A 23553-nucleotide genomic window follows, 5' to 3' on the forward strand; every position below is an offset into this window, starting at 1 on the left:
AATACATAATTTGTGGCTAGCTTTGCTTTGCCGCATAGAAAGGAGTATGCATGAGCGTATCGGAAATCCGACCGATTGCCATTGAAGATGAGCTTAAAAACTCATATCTCGATTATGCAATGAGTGTAATTGTTTCACGTGCATTACCTGATGTGAGAGACGGCCTGAAACCAGTTCACCGTCGTGTGCTCTATGCGATGCATGAGCTAGGTAACGATTATAATAAAGCTTATAAAAAGTCTGCTCGTGTGGTGGGTGATGTGATCGGTAAATATCACCCGCATGGTGATACTGCTGTTTACGATACCATTGTTCGTATGGCTCAGGATTTTAGTCTGCGTTATCTTTTGGTAGATGGTCAGGGTAACTTTGGTTCTGTCGATGGTGATAGCGCTGCTGCAATGCGTTATACCGAAGTTCGTATGACAAGACTAACTCATGAGTTATTAGCGGATCTTGAAAAAGATACGGTTGATTGGGTCGATAACTACGATGGTTCAGAGCGTATTCCCGATGTATTGCCAACACGTGTTCCTAATTTATTAATTAACGGTGCAGCAGGTATTGCGGTCGGTATGGCGACTAATATGGCGCCACACAATTTAAATGAAGTGATTCATGCTTGTCTGGCATATGCAGATAATCCGAATATTTCGATTGAAGGATTGATGGAACATATTACGGGGCCAGATTTTCCGACAGGTGGTATCATTTACGGTAAATCAGGTATTGTAGATGCTTACCGTACAGGTAAAGGCCGTTTACATATTCGTGGTAAATACCATTTTGAAGAAGATGAGAAAACAGGTCGTACGACGATTGTTTTCACAGAAATTCCCTATCAGGTCAACAAGGCACGTGTCATTGAACGTATTGCTGAATTGGTAAAAGAAAAGAAACTGGAAGGAATTTCTGAGCTGCGTGATGAGTCTGATAAAGACGGAATGCGGATTGCGATTGATTTAAAGCGCGGTGAAAATGCTGAAGTTATCGTCAATAATCTGTTCTTAAATACTCAACTCGAAAATTCGTTTAGCATCAATATGGTCTGTCTGGATAACGGACAGCCAAAATTGATGAATTTAAAAGATATTATTGCGGCCTTTATCCGACATCGTCAGGAAGTCGTGACTCGCCGTACCATGTTCGAATTGCGTAAAGCACGTGAGCGTGGTCATATTTTGGAAGGTCTAACTGTTGCCCTTGCCAATATTGATGAAATTATTGAAACCATCAAAACCTCTGCTAACCCTGCAGAAGCACGTGAGCGTTTACAAGCGGGTGAATGGGCGGGTGGTGGCGTAACAGCTTTACTTGAAAAAGCAGGTGCGATCTCAGTACGTCCTGATGAAATCGAAGGTGAAGATCCAAATCGACCATTTGGTTTGTCTGGTGATATTTATCGTTTGTCACCAACACAAGTTGCTGCGATTTTAGAGTTGCGTTTACATCGTTTAACGGGACTTGAACAAGATAAACTTCATGCAGAATATTCTGAGATTCTTGCGCAAATTGCTGAACTCACTGCTATTTTGAATGATTTTAATCTTTTGATGGGTGTTATTCGTGAAGAATTGGCTCAAATTCTTCAGCAATATGGTGATGCTCGTCGTACCGAAATTATTGAATCACGCGTAGATTTCTGCCGTGAAGATTTGATTCCAGAAGAACAGGTCGTATTGACTGTTTCTCAAACTGGTTATGCCAAAACGCAACCATTGTCTGACTACCAAGCACAGCGTCGTGGTGGTCGTGGTAAATCTGCAACCTCTATGAAAGATGACGATATTATTCGGCATCTTGTAGTGGCTTCAAACCATGCAACTGTGTTGTGCTTTACCAATGTGGGTAAAGTTTATCGCCTGAAAGTATTTGAAGTTCCTCAGGCTTCGCGTGGCGCTAAAGGTCGCCCAATGGTGAATTTGTTACCACTGGATGCCAACGAAACAATTACTGCAATTTTACCTTTGACAGAGTTCCTCGAAAATCACTACGTCTTTATGGCAACAGCTTCGGGCACAGTAAAACGAGTTGAACTTGAGCAGTTTGCCAATATTCGTTCAAATGGTTTACGTGCTATTGAACTGAATGACGAAGACACTTTGATTGGCGTTGCCATTACAGATGGTGAGCAGCAAATTATGTTGTTCTCCAATGAAGGTAAGGCGATTCGTTTTGCTGAAACCGATGTTCGTGCGATGGGACGAACTGCTAAAGGTGTACGTGGTATGCGCGTGACGCTAGCCGCAACACTGGATGTGGAAGAACCAGACGTTGAAAATGATGATTCAGATGAAAGTGATGATTCAGATTCGAATGTAGTGAGTCGCATTGTATCGTTGGTGGTTGTGCCTGAAACTGGCGAAGTATTATGTGCTAGTGCTAATGGCTACGGTAAACGTACGCCAGTCGATGACTTCCCGACCAAAAAACGTGGTGGGAAAGGGGTCATTGCGATCAAGACTTCAGAGCGTAATGGTGAATTAATCAGTGCGGTTTCAATTGATGAAACGAAAGAACTTATGTTGATTTCTGATGGCGGTACTTTAGTGCGTACTCGTGCAGCTGAAGTCGCGACTACAGGTCGTAACGCACAAGGCGTTCGTTTGATTCGTTTAAGTGAGGATGAAACACTCGTTGGTGTAGTTTCCATTGAAGCGGTAGAAGAAGATGATGAGATTCCTCAAGTGATTGAAACGGAATTATCTGAAACTCCACCTGAAGATGCTATCTCTCAAAATGACGATATCAGTGAAGAATAATTAATTTCCTGATTACTATAATAAAAAAACCTGAGTTTTCGTACTCAGGTTTTTTTATTTTGAAACTGTCATATTTCATCTTTTTTACGGATTTGTCTTTTGCTTTAAATCCATCAAAATAGGGCAACAATCAGTTTCTGTCGATTTACATTCATCAATCCAACTGCTTAGGCGTTGCTTTAGACCCTGTAACTCTTGAATACGCAGATCAATTTTTTCAAGCCGTTGTTCAATGACGTGGCGAACTTGTTCGCGATCATCAAGTTGTAACTGAAGAAGTTCTTTAATCTCAGTCAGTTGTAATCCTGCATCTTTGGCTTTTTGTATAAAACTTAAAGTTTCTTTATCCTGATCATTATAATAACGATAATGATCAATTGTTTCAGGGGTACGCATGAGACCAATACGTTGATAATAACGAATCGTTTCGACATTTAAATTTGCTTGTTTTGCGAGTTTTCCAATGGTCAACATGTGTAATATCTCTTATCTGTATAAATAAAAAGCTTGACTCCGTACCTAGGTACAGAGTTTATCTTAACATAATCCTAAAAAATATGAGAACATCACTATGACTGAGCAAAAGCAAACCTCATGTTGTTCTGAACCTACTGTACAGTCGAAATCAGTTGTTTTGATTGATCCTGTGTGTGGTATGAAGGTCTCGGAAGATAGTCAGTATTTTGTTGATTTGGATGACGTTCGTTATCTATTTTGTTCAGCCAGTTGTAAACAAAAGTTTGAGCAGAATCCTGAAAAATATTTGGATAAAAGCGCTGGATCTAAGACATCTAGTTGTTGTTCGGATCAAGTTGTAAAAACTAAACAGCCAGAAAAAAGTTGTTGTGATGAAAGTTTAGAAAATAAAACGATGGCATCAGGATGTGGATGTTCCAGTCAAAAACAGTCTAAAGCTGTTTCAAATTGCTGTGGCAATGATTCAAAGCAAATAGATCGAATGACGAAGGTGACTGAAACTCCAGAAATGGCATCATGCTGTGGGGAAAAAACCGTTGAAGCAATTATACCTCAAGCTAAAAGCTGTTGTGGTGGTGGACAGCATCAGCATGTCGATCAGGAAAACTCTCAAACGGAAATAGATCCAGTTTGTGGTATGAAAGTCAGTACAACAAGTCCCTTACATACAAATTATCAGGGTAAAGAATATTACTTCTGTAATCCTTCCTGCCTAGAAAAATTTAAAAACGATCCTGAAACCTATTTGATCCCGCCAGAGGAACGTCCAGTACCAGAAGGTGCAATGGATATTGATTATACCTGCCCAATGGATCCTGAAATTGTGCAAAAAGGCCCTGGAACCTGCCCGATTTGTGGGATGGCTTTGGAGCCTATGCAACCCACACTTGATGAAGGACCGAATCCTGAACTGGTCGATTTTAGTAAACGGTTCTGGACGACGTTGCCTTTAACCTTATTGGTAGTCGTATTAGCAATGGGTTCACATATTCATGCTTTTATTTCACCGCATATACAACCTTGGATTGAATTGGTTTTAAGTATTCCTGTTGTTTTATGGGCAGGGTTGCCATTTTTGGAAAGATGCTGGATTTCCTATAAAACCCGTCATTTGAATATGTGGAGCCTGATTGGTGTCGGGGTGCTTGCAGCTTTTATATATAGTGTTATCGCGACTATTTTCCCATCCATGATTCCAATGGAAGCGAAAACAGGGCATGGCGTTGCAGTGTATTATGAAGCGGCTTGTATGATTGTCTCTCTGAGCTTACTTGGGCAAATCATGGAGCTTAAAGCACGAACACAGACGGCGGATTCTCTGAGAGCATTATTACGTTTACAACCGCATACTGCAAAACGTGTACGTAACGATGTGGTTGAAGAAGTGGATATCAGTCAGATTAAAGAAAATGATATTTTACAGATTTCTTCTGGTGAGCAAATTCCGTTAGATGGTGTCGTGACTGAAGGAAAGACTTATGTCGATGAATCGATGATGACTGGTGAACCTTTACCTGTAAAAAAACAAGCAGAAGACAAAGTGATTGGGGGAACGGTCAACCAGCAGGGGAGCATTCGTATTCAAACCACAGCGGTTGGAACGAATACGACATTATCAAAAATGATTCAGGCAGTAGCAGAAGCACAGCGTTCAAAAGCTCCATTGCAACGGATTGCTGATGTTGCAGCCAAATACTTTGTAATGGCAGTACTTTCGATTAGCGTGATTACCTTTCTAGTGTGGATGTTATTTGGGCATGCTCAGTTTGATTTGGCCTTAATGTGTGCTGTGGCGGTCTTAATTATTGCTTGTCCTTGTGCATTAGGTCTGGCAACCCCAATGTCGGTCATGGCGACTACAGGCCGTGCTGCGCAAAAAGGAGTGTTATTTAAAGATGCCGAAGCAATTGAAGCATTGAGTAAAGTCAATGTTTTAATTATTGATAAAACAGGAACATTGACAGAAGGAAAACCCAGCTTAAAACACATTCAGTTATTAAATGAAACTCTCGAGCAAAAAACAGTTGAACTTTATATTGCTTCCATTGAGCAATATTCAACTCACCCTATTGCCCAAACCTTAACAAAACTTGTGAAGACAGAAGAATTATTAAAAGTAGATGACTTTGAGGACGTAACGGGCTTTGGGGTAAAGGGACTTGTGAATGGCCAAAGTTATTATATTGGTAGTCAGAAGCTCGTTGATCAGCTTGGATTAAAGCTAGATGCAGCTATTTCACATGAATTGGATCAACGACGTGAGCAAGGCGATGTCATTAGCTTCTTACTTGATGAAAATGCAGTCATCGCTTATATCGTGATTCATGATGCGATTAAAGAAAATGCTAAAGCTGTGATTGATCAATTACATCAAGATGGTATAGAAGTCATTATGGCAACAGGTGATCATGATAAAAATGCGCAAATGGTTGCGGGCCAATTAGGTATTGAACATGCCTATGGTGATTTAGATCCAAAACAAAAATTAGAGATTGTTAAACGTTATCAATCGCAGAACAAAACGGTTGCAATGGCGGGAGATGGTATTAACGATGCACCTGCACTGGCACAGGCAAATGTTGGTATTGCAATGGGTACTGGTACTGACATTGCCAAACAAACTGCTCAGATTACATTGGTAAAAGGTGATATACAGGGCGTAGCTCAAGCGGTGCATATGGCCAAACAAGGCGTAAAAAACATGAAACAGAATCTTGCATTTTCATTTATTTATAATGGATTAGGGGTGCCTGTTGCAGCAGGAATTTTTTATCCACTCACAGGCTGGTTATTAACTCCGATGTTTGCCGCAATTGCGATGTCACTAAGTTCACTTTCTGTCGTACTAAATGCTTTACGACTACGCAAGCTTTAATCATATTGAAAAACGGGAACCGTAATCTGGTTCCCGTTCTATTCGCTGGATTTAAGTTTTATTTGTGTTTATTTAAAAAGATCAAGTATTGCTGTGCGAGAATCTGATCAGCTTCCAGAATGGGCATATGGCCTATACCTTTTAAAATCAAAGGTGATTCAGCATTTTTTAGTAAATCTTTTAATTCTTGAGCAGCTTCAACATTGATAATTTTATCCTTGTCTCCCCAAACAATATAAGTTGGTACATCAATAGACTTCGCGGCAATAGCAAAAGTCTCTGGTGTGTAAACCTTAGACATGGCAACCAATTGATCAACCATGCGCTGAGTACTTTTTGACTGAGAAATCATCAACTTTTCCTGCTCGGTTTTTAACTCAGTCGGAATAAAGGGTGGGGTAGCAGTGGCAAGTTGAAATAGTTTGTCAAAATCCCCTGGTTTTTTAACAATCAGCTCGCTTAATAAAGTCGGATTTTTCAAATAAGGTGTATTTGCTGTTTTAAACACACCTGCACTATCAACCAATAATAATGATTTTGTTTCGGTTGGATACTGTGCTGTATATAACAGCGCAATTGCACCACCCATACTATGTCCCGCTATATTGGTTTCTTTTTCAAAATGTCCAGCTTCAGCAAAACGTCTTAATTTTTCAGTTAAATTGGGAATAGATAAGTCAAAGTCATCGGCAACTTTGGTGTCGCCATGTGCAGGCAAATCCGGAATAATCACATGGTAGTCAGGCGTTAAATAACGTGCTACACGGTTCCAGTTATCCCGAGTACCCGCTAATCCATGAATGAGAATGATGGTGGGTTTTGAGGATTGCCCCCCTTCACTGTAAACCCATTCGATTTCGCCCACTTTAAGTTTTTTGGTTTGTAATCCCGCCCATGCACGTTCTTGTTGTAGAACATTCTGAATATTAATGCTTGGGGCTGCCATTGTACTACTGGAGTAGCAAGTGATTATTGTCGTTCCTAAAGTAAGGCTTAGCGCTAAGCATAGATGAGATAACGTCCGTTTCATTGTAATGTGCTCTAGTTTTATTCGTCCTGTCATGGGAGTCTATCTAAAAGCCTGACTTAAAACATTTGCAACAAATACAGCAACAAATAAATAAAAGCCAATACAGTGGAACCATTAAGAAGTTGTGGCATGACAAAGTATAAGACTGTTAGCTGCTTTTAACTTTTATAAAATTCGACTGTATTGTGTCTTGAATCAGTTGCTATCCTACATGTTATGCTTATACTTTTGATTTTTGATGGAATTTATGTGTTTAAATTTACGTGGTTTTTTAAAACTCTCTTTCAAATAGATCGATTTTCTTTATGAATTTAATCTATATCACTAATATTTAATGTATTTGTATTTAAACTTTGTCTTTTTGGGTTAATCACCTTAAAAGTTAAGAAGGAACGATATTGAATGATTTTTTGTCACTTTGATTTAATTTTAAACGTTTAGTCTTTTTATACATTTTTTCTGATTAAAACTGTTTGACACGCTGCGGAAATCGCCCTAACATACGCCCACCTCTGAAACGTCCCTATCGTCTAGAGGCCTAGGACATCGCCCTTTCACGGCGGTAACCGGGGTTCGAATCCCCGTAGGGACGCCAATTTATTTATACTATTAAATATTACATAACTTATTATTTTCTCAGTTTCAGTTATTATCTTTTAGATCTCACATAATGTAATTTTTATTTATATGGAAATTTATTCTTTATTTTTTACTCGCGTTTAGGCTTAATCTTTATTCGGATATTTTCATTTTAATAGGCGATATATCCTAATTATCATGAATACTCACAACTTATTTTCGTATAGATATAGAACATTGAACACCAAAATTAAAACAAAGTCATGGATACAGCGAGATTGATGTAAAAATAATGAATTAAAAAAGGAATTTATTGTCTTAAACAAATTCCCCGAAGAATTATTTGCCTCAAAGTCTTTTTTTGAATTATTGCATTGTGTTTAAAAGTATTAAAAAGTTAAATTGATCAATTACCTCGATAAGTAGAATAGCCATAAGGACTCATAAGTAGAGGAATATGATAGTGATCGACAGTTCCATCAATAACAAAAACGACAGGAACTTCGGGAAAGAAAGAACGCTGATTGTGTTCACGAAACCAATCGCCCGTTTTAAAAGTCACTCTGTAAATACCCTTATCTATAGCTTTATCGCTAGGATAAAGTGCAGTGATTCGCCCATTTTCATCGGTCTTTGCCTGATTAATCTGAACCCATTTTTCACCTTGTTGCGCTTCAAGTACAACATTTACATCTGACGAAGGTAGACCATTTTCTAAATTGAGTACATGTACGCTTAAAGGATTTTGGGCAAATGTAAGCGTCGTCGCGGCTAGACTTAAAGCAAAAAAAATTGTTTTATACACAGGATTTTTAACCATAATTAAACGATGAATTTTATTCTATGGCTTTGTCTTAATAATTTTGATAGAAAATATGTAAAATTAAATCAAAAAAATGTATGAATAGCTATTGAAATAACTGGCTTTGGCCTCATATAAGGGGTGTATTGATGTCTAACGGTTTATTCAAGCTAAAAAAATAACAAATTTAACGCATCAGGGCTGTGAAGATGTGTCCCTATTATTTTCTGGCGAAATGTCGTTATCACTGGATATTACGTTGACTGAAATGCAATGAGAGTCGATACTCTCAGGGTTTTATTTAAGCAAATCGGTTCGTAGGAGAGGGTCACAAGCTCGTTCCTCACAACTCAATCCAAAGCAGGAGATATATATGGCTGGTGGAAAGTCAACAATCATTTACACACTGACCGATGAGGCGCCACTATTAGCGACCTACTCACTGCTTCCAATCATTGAGACTTTTACCAAGCCAGCTGGCATTGAGATTGATAAAAGCGATATCTCTGTGTCTGCACGCGTACTCGCAGAGTTCTCTGAATATTTAAAAGATGAGCAGAAAGTACCCAACAATCTTGCAGAGCTTGGTCGTCTTACACAAGATCCTGATACCAACATTATTAAATTGCCAAATATCAGTGCTTCAGTTGCCCAGTTAACAGCATGCATCAAAGAATTGCAGTCAAAAGGATTCGCAATTCCAGATTATCCTGAAAATCCTGCGAATGAAGAAGAAAAGGCACTTAAAGTACGTTATGGTAAATGCTTGGGTTCAGCAGTAAACCCAGTTTTACGTGAAGGTAACTCTGACCGCCGTGCGCCTGCTGCGGTAAAAAACTATGCCAAAAAACATCCTCATTCGATGAGCGAATGGAAACAGTGGTCTCAAACTCACGTTTCACATATGGAAGAAGGTGACTTCTATCATGGTGAAAAATCATTGACACTTGATCGTGCGCGTAAAGTGAAAATGGAGTTGATTACCAAGAGTGGTGAAAACATCGTGCTTAAGCCAGAAGTCGCTTTGCAAGATGGAGAAATCATTGACTCTATGTTTATGAGCAAAAAAGCACTTTGCGACTTTTATGAGAAACAACTCGAAGACTGTCGTGAAGCGGGTATTTTGTTCTCGTTACATGTTAAAGCGACCATGATGAAGGTTTCACACCCGATTGTATTTGGTCACTGTGTTAAAATTTACTATAAAGATGCATTTGAAAAACACGGTAAATTATTTGACGAGTTAGGCATTAACGTCAATAACGGTATGGCAGGTCTTTACGAAAAAATTGAAACATTGCCGACGTCATTACGCGAAGAAATTATTGAAGATTTACATGCATGTCAGGAACATCGTCCTGCATTAGCAATGGTAGATTCAGCTAAAGGTATTACTAACTTCCATTCGCCAAACGACATTATCGTTGACGCTTCTATGCCTGCAATGATCCGTGCTGGTGGTAAAATGTGGGGTGCTGACGGTAAACAGTACGATGCTAAAGCGGTAATGCCAGAATCGACCTTTGCACGTATTTATCAAGAAATGATTAATTTCTGTAAATGGCATGGTAACTTTGACCCGCGTACAATGGGAACTGTGCCAAACGTGGGTTTGATGGCACAAAAAGCGGAAGAATACGGTTCTCACGACAAAACTTTTGAAATTCCAGAAGCTGGTATTGCCAATATTACGGATATTGAAACGGGCGAAGTATTGCTTTCTCAAAATGTTGAGGAAGGAGATATCTGGCGTATGTGTCAGGTAAAAGATGCACCGATTCGTGATTGGGTAAAACTTGCGGTAACACGTGCACGTAACTCTGGTATGCCGGCAATTTTCTGGCTTGATCCATACCGTCCACACGAAAACGAATTGATCAAAAAAGTTGAGAAATACTTGAAAGATCACGACACGGCTGGACTTGATATCGAGATCATGTCACAAGTCCGTGCAATGCGTTATACGCTTGAGCGTGTGGCACGTGGTTTAGATACTATTTCTGTGACGGGTAATATCTTACGGGATTACCTGACCGACTTGTTCCCAATTATGGAACTTGGAACTTCTGCGAAAATGCTTTCTATCGTTCCGTTAATGGCGGGCGGTGGGATGTATGAAACAGGTGCAGGTGGTTCAGCACCAAAACACGTACAACAGTTAGTTGAAGAAAATCACTTACGTTGGGATTCTTTGGGTGAATTCCTTGCTCTCGCGGTTTCTCTTGAAGAGCTTGGTATTAAGGAAAATAACGAACGAGCTAAGCTACTGGCGAAAACCTTAGATCAAGCGACGGGTAATTTACTAGATAATGGTAAATCACCATCACGTCGTACTGGCGAGATTGATAACCGTGGTAGCCATTTCTATTTGGCATTATATTGGGCTCAAGCACTTGCTACTCAAAATGAAGATGCTGAGTTAAAAGCGAAGTTTGCACCTCTTGCCAAAGCCTTGGCCGACAACGAAGCTAAGATCGTTGCAGAACTTGCAGAAGTTCAAGGTAAACCTGCTGATATCGGTGGTTACTATGCAGTAGATCCAGCGAAAGTGAATGCAGTGATGCGTCCAAGTTCGACATTAAATGCTGCGCTTGAAACGATTTAAGTCAAAACAATATTGGTAATTCTACTAATGCTGTAAAAAAAAACCGATGCAAACGCATCGGTTTTTTTATGCCACAGTATTTTGTGTGATGATATAAAAAAAAGCCCACTTTTGTGAGCTATAAGAATTTTCTAAATCTTAACGGCCATTACGGTTACGGCCACGTGGTGCTTTGGTGTTTGGACGAGTGGTACCATTCGTTTTACGACGCGGCTTCTCATTTTCATCCATTTGCCAGATGCGTTTGGTTCCTGACTTTTTCTTATTCGGGTCTTTTTTATCCCCTTCAGGTTTCTTATGCTGTATAGGTTTTCCACCTGTGCCCCCTGGTTTTTTTACATAAGAACGTGAGCGATACGGTTTATCCTCTGGCACACCTTTAAAGTCAGGATAAAGTAAGGGTTCAATTTCAGCTTGTTCCCCAGGTTGCAGACCCAACCGGACTAAATCAATAGAACCAATTTTGGTGCGAATCAAGCGTAAAGTTGGAAAACCAACGGTTGCAGTCATACGCCTTACTTGACGATTACGACCTTCACAAATCGAAATTTCAACCCATGAGGTTGGAATACTGGCGCGATAACGTACAGGTGGATTACGTTCCCAAAGCCACTCTGGTTCTGAAACTTTTATCGCTGTAGCGGGTAAGGTTAAACCGTCAGCAAGTTCAACACCTTTACGTAATTGTTGTAATGCTTCTTCTGTAATATCGCCATCCAACTGAACCAGATAGGTTTTATATTTTTTATTACTCGGATGGGTAATAAATTGATTTAATCCCCCATGATCGGTCAGAAACATAAGGCCTTCCGAATCTAAATCCAAACGTCCTGCGATGCGTAAATCAGGATCATTGATAAAACTCGAAACAGTCAAATGCGCACTGTCTTCACGAAACTGAGACAAGACATCAAATGGTTTGTTGAATACAACTATTTTCATATAAATAAACTACTTGGGGTTATAGTCATAACCGTTAATAAAAGGTTTTTATTTAATGGAAAAATGTAGTTATTCATCCTTTAAATCTCAAAAAAACCTATGTTGGATTAGACTATCAATGATTAAAAAATAAATTTGAGAGTATGTCCTCTAGGGCATACCTTCTATTCGCCAGCTACATAAAGGAGAACCTGCACAATGGGTTATCAAAAGATCGTGGTTCCTGCGGATGGTGACAAAATTACAGTCAACGCGGATTTGTCACTCAATGTTCCCAACCATCCGATCATTCCTTTCATTGAGGGTGACGGTATTGGTGTGGATATTACACCAGCAATGAAGGCAGTGGTAGATGCTGCTGTGCTAAAAGCGTATGGTGGCAAACGTTCGATCGAATGGATGGAAGTATACTGCGGCGAGAAAGCAAATACCATTTATGGTACGTATATGCCAGAAGAAACTTTTGAAGCATTGCGTGAATATGTGGTGTCAATTAAAGGTCCACTTACTACGCCGGTCGGTGGTGGTATTCGTTCACTCAATGTTGCTTTACGTCAGGAGTTGGATTTATATGTTTGTATCCGTCCAGTTCGGTGGTTTAAGGGAGTGCCTAGTCCAGTTCAGCATCCTGAACAAACCAATATGGTGATTTTTAGGGAAAATTCAGAGGATATCTATGCGGGTATTGAATGGAAGGCAGATTCACCTGAAGCCAAAAAAATGATTAAATTTCTTGAAGAAGAAATGGGAGTTACCAAAATCCGTTTTCCTGAAAGTTGCGGTATTGGGGTTAAACCTGTTTCTAAAGAAGGGTCACAGCGTTTAGTACGTAAGGCGATTCAGTTTGCTATTGATAACGACAAGCCGAATGTCACTTTAGTACATAAAGGCAATATCATGAAATATACCGAAGGGGCCTTTAAAGAATGGGGGTATGAACTGGCAATTGAACGTTTTGGCGGTAAACTGATTGATGATGGCCCATGGGTCAAAATTAAAAATCCTAAAAATGGAAAAGATATTATTATTAAAGACGTAATTGCAGATGCTTTCTTACAGCAAATTTTGCTGCGTCCTACGGATTATTCTGTCATTGCGACATTGAATTTAAATGGTGACTATATTTCTGATGCACTGGCGGCAGAAGTAGGCGGTATTGGTATTGCGCCTGGGGCAAATATTGGGGGCGCAATTGCGGTCTATGAAGCAACACATGGCACAGCGCCTAAATACGCAGGGCAGGACAAGGTTAATCCAGGTTCGATTATTCTTTCTGCGGAAATGATGCTACGTGATATGGGGTGGATAGAAGCTGCAGATTTGATTATTCGAGGGATTTCGGGTGCAATTGCAGCCAAGACCGTAACTTATGACTTTGAGCGTTTAATGCAGGGCGCTACTTTATTACGCTGTTCTGAGTTTGGCCAAGCCATCATTCAACATATGGATGAATAAGTGGGAGAACCTCTCGTGTATGAGAGGTTTATTTTTATCCTCGCAGTTTGTTAAAATTTTGATAAATCATCAGGTTGCCTAATCAATTTATTTAACGTAATCATTTATGATTAAAAATAATAAATATAGACGTTATTGTCTGATCAATTAAATAAAGAGGGGCTGGTTTAATGGCTTATATCTATGCTCCAATATTACTCACGAATTCTATCAATTTTCAGGTGTCTGTATGAACTGGCCCTTACTGATCAATATTATTCTTTTTATTGGGCTACTTATTTTGCTTGCTCAGACCCGAAAGACCCAGTGGAGTCTGGCTAAAAAAGTGCTGAGTGGTTTACTACTTGGAGTACTTTTTGGATTAGGTTTACAACTGGTATATGGTGAATCTAGTTCGATTATTGCCGAGTCAATGCAATGGTTTAATATTGTCGGTAATGGCTACGTAAAGCTATTGCAAATGGTCGTGATGCCTTTGGTTTTCATTTCTATTTTAGGGGCTGTTGCGAAACTTCATAATGCCAGTTCATTGGGTAAAATCAGTTTTTATACAATTGGAATTTTACTGGTTACTACTGCAATAGCAGCTTTTGTTGGGGTTTGTGTTACTCATTTATTTGGCTTAACTGCTGAAGGATTGGTACAAGGAACCCAAGAAACTGCACGTTTAACTGCATTGCACAGTGACTATATGGGTAAGGTGACAGATTTAAATGTACCGCAATTATTATTGTCATTTATCCCAACCAATCCATTTGCAGATTTAACTGGAGCAAACCCAACATCCATCATTTGTGTTGTTATTTTTGCTGCCTTTTTAGGTGTTGCTGCATTAAAGCTTTTGAAAGATGATGAAGAAAAAGGTCAGCGTATTTTACGCGGGATTGAATCTCTACAAGGCTGGATCATGAAGCTTGTGCGTTTGGTCATGACCTTAACTCCCTACGGTGTGTTTGCACTCATGACCAAAGTTGTTGCAGGTTCCAATATGGCTGACATTTTAAAGCTAGGTGGCTTTTTAATCGCATCTTATATTGGCCTCACGATTATGTTTGCGGTTCATGCGTTGTTATTATCGCTTTCGGGCATCAATCCGTTACGATTCTTTAAAAAAGTTTGGCCTGTTTTGACTTTCGCATTTACCAGTCGTTCTAGTGCGGCCAGTATTCCTTTGAGCATTGAAGCACAAACACGCCGTTTGGGTATACCAGAATCTATTGCCAGTTTTTCAGCATCCTTTGGGGCTACGATTGGTCAAAATGGTTGTGCAGGCTTATACCCAGCCATGCTTGCAGTGATGGTTGCGCCAACTTTAGGAATTAACACATTTGATCCTTTATGGATCGCCACACTGGTATTTATTGTGACTTTAAGCTCGGTCGGTGTTGCTGGTGTCGGCGGTGGAGCAACCTTTGCTGCACTTATTGTTTTGCCAGCGATGGGTTTGCCAGTGACTTTGGTTGCCTTGTTAATTTCAATTGAACCTTTGATTGATATGGGCCGTACCGCATTGAATGTAAATGGTTCCATGACCGCTGGAACCATTACGAGTCAGTTAATGCATCAGACTGACAAGGACATTTTACAAAGTGATGATGATCCAGAACTCAGCCATGGTTAAAATGATCCTTGGTGAAAGCACGATTTAAGTTATTTAAAGTGGAATAAATCGCTAGAAAGCGTTAAGCTTATTTTCATGTCGTCATGATAATAATAGCGATATATTTCCATTTTAATAAACCAATAGCCTTCAGTATTTATGAAAGTTTTTCCGTCTTCTGAATACACACAGATTTTTCGTTACTCAGCTTACTGGGCGGTTGCTTCTGTGCTGATCGGAGTGATCTCGGGATTATGTTCAAGTCTTATTTTTGTTTGTTTTGATTTAGCCAATCAGACTCGAATTGCTTACCCGTGGCTAGTTTATTTTCTACCTTTTATTGGCCTGTTTATGGGCTATCTATTTTATTATTATGGAACGCCTATCGAAAAAGGAACGCATTTGCTGATTGATGAAATTCATCATCCAAGAGCATTTATTCCTAAACGAATGACGCCTTTGATTTTTTTTAGTGCGATTCTAACCCAAATTTTTGGGGGATCTGCTGGACGGGAAGCGCCTGCGGTACAGCTTTCTGGTGCATTGACCGATCATATGACCCAAGTGTTTAAAGTACCTGGTGATAATCGCAAGATTTTTTTAATTGCCAGTATCGGTTCAGGTTTTGCGGCTATTTTCGGGTTGCCTCTAGCAGGGGCAATTTATGGCCTAGAAATTACCTCTCTTGGTAAATTACGTTATTCCGCTGTATTTCCTTGCTTTGTCTCAGCGCTTGTGGCGTCACAGATTCCTGAACTCTTTCATATCAGTCATCCGCATCAGTATTATGTAGTTTCCAGTTTTCCTGAACTCAGCTTGACCACGATTGCAAGTTTGATTGTCGCAGGTTTACTATTTGGTTTTATTGCTCGCCTTTTTATTGTTTCTATTTTATTTGTGAGCAAACAGCTGAATCAGCGTATTCGTTTTATGCCACTTAGACCCATGGTTGGTGGTATTTTAATTATGCTCATGACCATTATTGTGGGTCATCAGAAATTTAATGGCCTAGGTATCGGCAGTATTATCTCGTCATTTTATCTTGAGCTGCCTGTAACTGATTTTTTAGGCAAATTAATTTTTACAGCCACTACCTTAGGTTCAGGTTTTAAAGGCGGTGAAATTACCCCATTGTTCTTTGTCGGTACAACCTTTGGAAATGCATTAGGTCAATTTTTACCTTTGCCTATTTCATTGCTTGCGGGTTTAGGTTTAGTGAGCTTATTTGCTGGAGCGAGTAAAGCTCCTTTGACGTCCATTGTTTTGGCGATTGAATTATTTGGTGTGGATATTGCGCAATATGCTGTAATTACCTGTTTGCTGGCTTATCTTTTTTCAGGAAATTGTGGCTTATATACCCATCAGAATCTTAAATTGCGTGATGAAGATTAAAAAAGGTGTGACATTCATTGCATCGGTTTAGTCCGATTATTTGTAAGTTGCAAGTTGATACAGTTGGGCTCTCGTTTCAAAACTTAACTATAAAAAACTTCATGATTCTCATAGTATAGCTGCGTTCAAATAATTCATATTGCTCAATTATTTTTTTGGAATTTTTATGTTAATGCGGTTTAAACAACTTACTATTTCATTGTGTTTTCTTGGCTTGAGTGCAAGTGCTTGGTCACAAACCGTATTGGTTAAAAGTGAAAAGAATATCGAAGAATATAAACTTGATAATGGTTTTCGGGTGGTACTTGCGCCAAACAATAAAGAAAATAAAGTCTTTGTAAATACTATTTATTTTACGGGTTCTTTGAATGATCCGAAAGGTAAGGGTGGACTTGCGCATTTGTTGGAACATTTGGCATTTAAAGGTACTCAGGATGTCAAAGGAGATGAGTTTCAACGTCGACTCGATCAATACACCCTCATGACCAATGCCAGTACGGAATATTATTCTACGCGTTATACCAACATTGTCCGCCCAGAACCGCAAGCTTTAAATGAAATTCTGTATTTAGAATCTCAGCGCATGGACAAATTAGTATTACAAGAAAAATTTGTACCATCTGAAATTGAAATCGTTAAACGTGAGCGCGAAATCCGTATGGATCAGCCATTTTCAGTGCTGATGGATCAAATGTTTAAAGCGGCCTATGGCAATCAATATCTAGGTCGCTTGCCTATAGGCGATTTACCAGAACTTAAATCCATACAGCTCAATGAGGTGAATAAGTTTTATCGGACATGGTATGCACCGAACAATGCAGTGATGGTCATTTCAGGAAAGTTTGATAAAGCAGAAGTATTGAAGAATATTGATAAAAACTTTAGCCCAATTCCTGCTCGTACTATTCCTGCCAGTGTACAAGTGCCAAAACTTGATTCTAGCAAAATCAATCCACGTAGCTTTCTTGTACAAAAGGGAAGTGATTTGGCCAAGTTTCATATTTATATGAATGGACAAAATCAGAAAATCCAGCCTGCATTAGCACTTTCACCATTACTTTACACGATGCAACCAAGTGGTCATTTATATCAAGGTTTGGTTGAAACAGGTTTAAGTACTGCGGTTCAGTCAACCACATGGCTAGATCAGGATTTTAATTTGGTCTTTTTGGGCGCGATTTATGCACCAAACAATGATGAGAAAAAGGTCGAATCTACACTTATTTCTCAGGTAGAAAATGGCAAGGCTTTTAACGACACTGAATTAAAAAGAGTTAAAACTCTGATGCAAAATCAGGCTGATCTGATTATGAATGATTCAACCGCTCTAGGTTCGCGTCTAAGTGATTATATTGTGTCATCTAAAGGGAATTGGGGACAATATTTCAATAATTTGGACGCCGTACAAAAGCTAAATGTGAGTGAAGTCAACCAAACTTTAAACCAGTTTTTAACACCTGAACATCGTATTTCTGGTGATATTAAACCGACGCCAGAAGAACAGAAAAAAGCACTTGAGCAAAAAAAGCAGCAGGAAAAACCGAAAACGTTAGATCAGCAATCCACTGCTGAAGAGCCATTAAAAGATGCCAGTGTGTATAAGCAGGAAGTCAGTCAATATGTAAAATCCTCGGCAGATTATTTACAAAATACTGAGAAAAAGATTCAACGTGGCACACTTAAAAATGGAATGCAATATGCGTTGTTTCCTACTCAAACTCGAGATGATCGTGTGTATGCAACGATTACACTAGACTTTGGTACGGAAAAATCACTATTTGATAAAGGGACTGTTCTGGATTTAACTTCTTATTTGTTACTACGTGGTTCAGATAAATATAGTTTACAGGATGTGGCTGATAAATCGATTGAAGCGGGCGGTGCTGCAACAGCAACCAGTTCGGATAATGGGATGACCATTAATATTCAGGCACGTAAAGATAAGTTTGAGGAATTTTTTAAATTTGTTATTGAGGTGATGAAGCATCCAAGCTTTGAACAAAGCCAGTTTGATTTAATCAAGTCACAAAGTCTTTCCAGTCTTGATCGTCCATATACTGAACCTGAAACAGTAGCTGCATTAAATTTGGCAAGATTAATCGAAATTTATCAACCGGGTGATTTACGTTATCACTTTGAGCCTGAATTTGCCAAGAAACAGTTGAATCAAGCGACTCAGATGCAAGTCAAACAGCTGTATGATCAGTTTTTTGCCATGAATCATGCTCAAATTGCGATCACAGGTGATTATGATGCGAAGAAAATGCAAACCTTTATTGCTCAGTCATTTGGTTCTTGGACAAGTGCGCAACCCTACCAAAAGATTTTATCGGTAGATACAGATTATCCTGCCCAAAAAGTGCATGCATTGTCTGAACAGCGGGAATTTGGTAATTATCAAAGTATTTTGACATTCCCTGTTGGTGTAGATCATCCGGATGCGCCTGCACTCATTGTTTTCACTAATATTTTGGGACAATCACAACTTTCTTCGCGTCTAGGACAAGAGCTTCGTGAAAAAAATGCGCTTGTTTATGGATTTGGTAGTGATTTGCAACTGGATAGCGACACCAATGTCGGCGCATTGACTATTGAAGCGAACTATACTGCAGGGCGAGGGGAGCAAGTTTCTCAAACTGTGCATCATGTCTTAAAAAAGCTATTACAGACTGGGATAACTGAACAAGAACTTGAATCTGCTAAAGCTGATATTTTGAAAAAACGAGTTACTACACTTGAAGATGAGCGCAGTATTCACCGTATGCTCAATAGTCAACTGGAGCGTGGTAAGAATATGCTGGATCGTGGTCAACGTGACCGTGATATTGCCAAACTTAGCAAGGCAGATGTTGATGCTGTGATTAAGAAATATATTAAACTCGATCACTTTGTCGAGGTGATGGCAGATCAATACGGTCAAGTCACTAAAAAATAATAAAATGAGTGTTCTACCAGCTAAAGACTGTTTCGGCAGTCTTTTTTACGAGTCTTGATTTGACTATTCAATAAAAAAAAGTCTATGTTAATATTTTCGAAATTTTAAAGATAAAAAATAAAGGTTAAATATGTCTAATAAAATCAAAAAACTGGTAGTGGTTGTCTCTTTAATGACTTTATTGACCAGTCCAATGATAGTTTTCGCCTATAATGAAACACGTTCAATGCGTAGTCAAAATGGCAGTCTAGTCTATATTGGCGACAGTTATATCAATTTGATGCAAAAAATGCAGCAGGCACCCGTTTCACAGCGCAGTTATGAATGGGAAGAAAATCGAAAAAAATTAAACGCTGTGGATTATATCTATTTGATAGATAACACCTATTATACAGTCACTGTAGTTAATAATACGGTGAAGAAAATTGTCTGGGATCGCAAGATTTAATTGCTAAGTTTTATATACTAAAAATGAAAAAGCCCTAAAGGGCTTTCTTTAATGATCATGATCGTGTTTATGAGTATGAAATTCTTCGTTTTCACGAAAGCGTAAATAGTTATCAAACTGTTCGCAATACTCATCATAATTATCTTCAAGCATCATTTGAAACTGTTGTAACACGTAAGACATAACTTGCTCTTTTGCATCACGCATCTCATTGCCATCTTTAAAATTATTTGCTGCAACCCATGTGTTAAAACGTGCTGTACCAAATAACATGGCTGCACTCACTTGACCTCGAACGGCTTCAGGATCAGGCTTTTCCCCCTTTTTTGGGCGGCAAAACTCATTGGCAAGTTTAATAAAATCATCAGCGCGCTCAAAAAAAACTGCATTTAAAGCTTCTTCTTCAGTGATATCGGTGGCATCAATTTTTTGAGACATAGCTTTTTCCAACACAAACGAATGCACTATTATACGTTAAAGCCTTGCATAAACTAAACCTTTGATCTACTCTCAAAATAGCCTAAGTAAATTTAAAGCAGGTACTATCTATGCAAGATGTCATTGCTATACAGCGTTTAAAAACTGATATTGCTATATTGCGCCAGCATCATTGGCCCCCTGAAAACTTGAACCATGTTGAAGGTTTGCCAATTTATTATGGATTACAAACTGAAGTTGAACACTATTATCGCCAATGGAATGAACTGATTGAAAGGGCGAAAGTACTTTTTCAGCCTTTTATGCAGGATGAAGCATTGGATGCTATTCATTTACCTAGTCATTTGAATTTACCACTTTTCTTCTTTCATGTTGATCGTATTCGGATTAACAAAACTCGGGCAAAAGAATCTAAAACATTTAGAGGTATTGCCAGCTTAATTGAAAAATGTGGCCAATTTGACACAGATCAAATTTTTGCCCTACAACAATGGCTAGAAACTGATGAAACTGCCGCTTTAGTTGCCCATCGTGAATTTATTGATTTAAGAACGTATGTGTTTCAACATGGACAAAGCGACTATACTCGAACTCGGTTTTATGTAAATGGTATTATTTTAGGAGTCGAGCTAGATTTTAAATTGATAGATGCACGTGAGAAACCACGAAAGCAACGCAGTGATAGTTATCACGACCCAATCGCTGACAACGGCGTCTGGAAAATATTTGGTAAAAATCGTTAATTCATACAATAATATTTGATTGTAAAATTCTTCAGACTTTTTTGCTTACCAAAACACTTCAATATCGGCAAATTTTATTAACTCTTGTTCGGATTCCAATAAAAGTTGTTCCTGTTTCGCTTTACTCCAACCTACAGCAAACCAGAATTCAGGTTGTGCTTGAGCCGATTCAATAAAAACACGCTCAGTAATGTGTAGATCGTTATAAAAACCCAATTTTTCCTGAACGACTTGAAGTTGATTCAGATATTTTTTTACTGACTTTTCATCATATAAACTTGCAACAAATTCAATGCAATAGCGTAAACGCTTACATTGTTTACGGGTACGATGTCTTTCTTCAATTTCAAGCTGAGTAAAATGGTCTGCATCCTGAATAATTTTTTTGTGTAAGTGATTCAGTGAGTTCTTAATTTTCTTTTTTAATTTGGAAGATTCTTTTTGATGCGATTGTTCATGGTAGCTAAATGCCAAGAGTTGCAGTAATAAACATACTGTTTCTGCCTTTTGAAAAAGCAGATGTGTTTGATCATCAATCGTGGCTGATTCAGGTAAAGCTGAAAAAGGTGCATCTGCCTTTAATAACTCAGGAAAGATTTCATCACGTATCACATCTAAATCACGTGTTGTACCCAAAGCTTGAAAAATCTGTGCGAGCTGCTTTTCCCATTGAGGATCAATATCATCTGACCATGACTTAAAGCTTTTGAAAATACTGCGTATACGTCGAATTGCAACACGTGCCTGATGTATATGTTCAGGATTGGCAACGTTATCTGCAATCACTGCGGCATTAGGTAATAGTTGCTGTAACGCATTCCCAATCATTTTACGAATAGCAACATCAGTTGAATCATTTTTATTTAAAATCAATGTCTTTGCTTTAACCGCAGGTGAGGCTTTTTGGTGAATGGATAATAAATTTCCTCGTTCTGCTTTACTTCGGACATCCAGCCACAGTTGATATTTTTTGACCCAATCTTGTGTAAAGAAAATGAGTTGTTCTGGGGAACCTTGTTTTAATTCAAATTCAACCTCACAAATCTTTTCTGATTGCTCGGCAGTGGAAACGGTACCATCATCCAGACAGACCTCTATCTCAGTTTCATTGAAGCTCAAAAGTCGAAAGGTGCGTTGTACATCTGTCTTAAATTGCAATATCAACTGATCATGTTGTGTACCTAGAACCTGATTTAATAAATTTTTGACAATTTTATTTTCTGAAAACAGATCAAGGTTTAATTTGGGTTCGACCTTACACTGTCCTAAATGAACTTCATTTTCAATACGTTCCAGATGGCTTTTACCTGAAGCTTTAAATGTTTGTACCCAATGATCACCTTCTTGGCGCAAGCGAATAGCCATATGGTTTTGCGCAAGTAATCGATCAGGCGTGTCATAGTATTTGGCTTGTAAGCGAATTTTCTGGGCAGTGTTTGCCTTCAGTGCTTGTAATACACTTTTTTTCTTACCCTCAGGAAGCTGAAATTTTAGTTCAATTTCGACCATGAGCTGACTCCCAAAACTTCTTTAGATTTTAAGGATTTAATTTTGCTTAAGCATACCACTAAAAACGTACCAATGATGACGTGATTTACCGATGATTGGTTCGCCTTATATGTATTTGATTTGTTGTTAAATATTCAGTTAATCCTTTCTAATTTGAATTAAAACGGGCTTTTTAAAAATTTAAGTTTCAGGTAAAGTGATGAATAAATAGTCTCAGGATGACGACCATGAATGCGCCAGTCAAATTTCAAAAAAATTCCGCCAGCGATCATAAAATTCAATTACCTATTAAGAATTATCAAGAATTTTATGATTTCTATCTGACGGAACACCGAAATATACTTAGCCGTCGATTACACATTGCAGGTAGCAGTGTAGGGCTTTATTTTTTAAGTAAAGCAGTTCGAAAGCGCAAACCAAAGTATGTAGCATATGGGTTACTTTCAGGCTATGCGTGTGCTTGGGTTGGACATTTTATTTTTGAAAAAAATAAACCTGCAAGTTTTAAACAGCCACTTTATAGCTTCATTTCGGATTGGAAAATGTTTTCAGATGTGGTTCGGGGAAGAATCAGTTTAAAAGATCGTAAGTTTGATAAAATTCGCAGTTAATTTATTTTTCTAAAATTATAACTCGATGGAGTTTTGCAGTAATTACAAAGATATCCCTACATGATAAATCTTTTAAAGATGGAATTTTTATTAGTATTAAATTAAAGCATTGTTAGTTGTTAATTTTAAAAAATGACAATGGCAAGTTGTAATTGATTATTACTTGCCTTTTAAATGTATAAAATTTAACAATGTAGTTTTATTTTTATAAAAATAATTATAATAAAATTCATACAATTATAAAAAATGAACTTACTAAGTTATAAATCTGTATTGATCTTTTAAGTATTTATTCTAATAATTGTTGGACAATAAGGTTTGGAAGCCTTAGACCTTATCGTATATACGAC

The 23553-nt window shown here is 38.4% G+C and carries 16 protein-coding genes and 1 tRNA gene; 11 read left to right on the top strand and 6 right to left on the bottom strand.

Annotation, left to right across the window (positions count from 1 at the left end):
- The first annotated feature begins 50 nt into the window (after nt 1–50).
- Nucleotides 51–2762 (top strand): DNA gyrase subunit A, encoded by a 2712-nt coding sequence (gyrA, locus tag IAE20_RS09010; protein WP_200482194.1) that lies wholly within the window; start codon nt 51–53, stop codon nt 2760–2762.
- 84 nt (nt 2763–2846) lie between these two features.
- Here gyrA and IAE20_RS09015 read toward each other — a convergent pair whose 3' ends face one another.
- Complete coding sequence (locus IAE20_RS09015; RefSeq protein ID WP_200460358.1) at nt 2847–3236, bottom strand: MerR family transcriptional regulator; 390 nt, start codon at nt 3234–3236, stop codon at nt 2847–2849.
- A gap of 97 nt (nt 3237–3333) precedes the next feature.
- On the opposite strand from IAE20_RS09015, the gene IAE20_RS09020 reads away from it, so the two are divergent.
- Nucleotides 3334–6114: a heavy metal translocating P-type ATPase gene (locus IAE20_RS09020; protein ID WP_200482193.1), complete on the top strand. Its 2781-nt coding sequence runs from the start codon at nt 3334–3336 to the stop codon at nt 6112–6114.
- A gap of 58 nt (nt 6115–6172) precedes the next feature.
- Here the strand turns inward: IAE20_RS09020 and IAE20_RS09025 are convergent, their stop codons facing one another.
- Entirely contained in the window at nt 6173–7144 is a 972-nt protein-coding gene (locus IAE20_RS09025; RefSeq protein WP_200482192.1) for an alpha/beta fold hydrolase, read from the bottom strand.
- Nucleotides 7145–7663: 519 nt separating this feature from the next.
- On the opposite strand from IAE20_RS09025, the gene IAE20_RS09030 reads away from it, so the two are divergent.
- Nucleotides 7664–7739 (top strand) — tRNA-Glu (locus tag IAE20_RS09030).
- Between the two features lie 390 nt (nt 7740–8129).
- Here the strand turns inward: IAE20_RS09030 and uraH are convergent.
- The gene (gene uraH / locus IAE20_RS09035) at nt 8130–8543 is read right to left on the bottom strand and encodes a hydroxyisourate hydrolase (RefSeq protein WP_200482191.1); all 414 of its coding nucleotides are present in this window, start codon (nt 8541–8543) and stop codon (nt 8130–8132) included.
- A 355-nt stretch (nt 8544–8898) separates the two neighbouring features.
- Here uraH and IAE20_RS09040 point away from each other — a divergent pair, with 355 nt between their 5' ends.
- The gene (locus IAE20_RS09040) at nt 8899–11130 is read left to right on the top strand and encodes an NADP-dependent isocitrate dehydrogenase (protein WP_200460354.1); all 2232 of its coding nucleotides are present in this window, start codon (nt 8899–8901) and stop codon (nt 11128–11130) included.
- A 138-nt stretch (nt 11131–11268) separates the two neighbouring features.
- Here the strand turns inward: IAE20_RS09040 and IAE20_RS09045 are convergent, their stop codons facing one another.
- Nucleotides 11269–12072 (bottom strand): rRNA large subunit pseudouridine synthase E, encoded by an 804-nt coding sequence (locus IAE20_RS09045; protein WP_200460353.1) that lies wholly within the window; start codon nt 12070–12072, stop codon nt 11269–11271.
- Nucleotides 12073–12270: 198 nt separating this feature from the next.
- Here IAE20_RS09045 and icd point away from each other — a divergent pair, with 198 nt between their 5' ends.
- The 5 genes from icd to IAE20_RS09070 all read left to right on the top strand — a co-directional run bounded on the left by icd (nt 12271) and on the right by IAE20_RS09070 (nt 19902).
- Complete coding sequence (gene icd / locus IAE20_RS09050) at nt 12271–13527, top strand: NADP-dependent isocitrate dehydrogenase (protein WP_200460352.1); 1257 nt, start codon at nt 12271–12273, stop codon at nt 13525–13527.
- 229 nt (nt 13528–13756) lie between these two features.
- Nucleotides 13757–15148 (top strand): L-cystine transporter, encoded by a 1392-nt coding sequence (locus tag IAE20_RS09055; protein ID WP_200482190.1) that lies wholly within the window; start codon nt 13757–13759, stop codon nt 15146–15148.
- Between the two features lie 138 nt (nt 15149–15286).
- Nucleotides 15287–16519 carry a voltage-gated chloride channel family protein gene (locus IAE20_RS09060; RefSeq protein ID WP_200482189.1) on the top strand — a complete coding sequence of 411 codons (1233 nt, stop codon included), beginning with the start codon at nt 15287–15289 and terminating at the stop codon, nt 16517–16519.
- A gap of 166 nt (nt 16520–16685) precedes the next feature.
- Entirely contained in the window at nt 16686–19454 is a 2769-nt protein-coding gene (locus tag IAE20_RS09065; protein WP_200482188.1) for a M16 family metallopeptidase, read from the top strand.
- Nucleotides 19455–19584: 130 nt separating this feature from the next.
- Entirely contained in the window at nt 19585–19902 is a 318-nt protein-coding gene (locus IAE20_RS09070) for a hypothetical protein (RefSeq protein WP_200460348.1), read from the top strand.
- Between the two features lie 48 nt (nt 19903–19950).
- Here the strand turns inward: IAE20_RS09070 and IAE20_RS09075 are convergent, their stop codons facing one another.
- A complete protein-coding gene (locus tag IAE20_RS09075) occupies nt 19951–20340 on the bottom strand; it encodes a DUF3144 domain-containing protein (protein ID WP_200460347.1) in 390 nt (129 codons plus the stop codon).
- A gap of 110 nt (nt 20341–20450) precedes the next feature.
- On the opposite strand from IAE20_RS09075, the gene IAE20_RS09080 reads away from it, so the two are divergent.
- Complete coding sequence (locus IAE20_RS09080; RefSeq protein WP_200460346.1) at nt 20451–21083, top strand: hypothetical protein; 633 nt, start codon at nt 20451–20453, stop codon at nt 21081–21083.
- Between the two features lie 45 nt (nt 21084–21128).
- On the opposite strand, the gene IAE20_RS09085 is transcribed toward IAE20_RS09080, so the two are convergent.
- Nucleotides 21129–22592, bottom strand: a complete 1464-nt coding sequence (locus IAE20_RS09085) for a CYTH and CHAD domain-containing protein (protein ID WP_200482187.1) — start codon at nt 22590–22592, stop codon at nt 21129–21131.
- A gap of 227 nt (nt 22593–22819) precedes the next feature.
- On the opposite strand from IAE20_RS09085, the gene IAE20_RS09090 reads away from it, so the two are divergent.
- Nucleotides 22820–23203 (top strand): DUF962 domain-containing protein, encoded by a 384-nt coding sequence (locus IAE20_RS09090; protein ID WP_200482186.1) that lies wholly within the window; start codon nt 22820–22822, stop codon nt 23201–23203.
- Nucleotides 23204–23553: the final 350 nt, after the last annotated feature.

It is taken from the genome of Acinetobacter sp. S54 (assembly GCF_016624945.1).
GTDB lineage: Bacteria > Pseudomonadota > Gammaproteobacteria > Pseudomonadales > Moraxellaceae > Acinetobacter.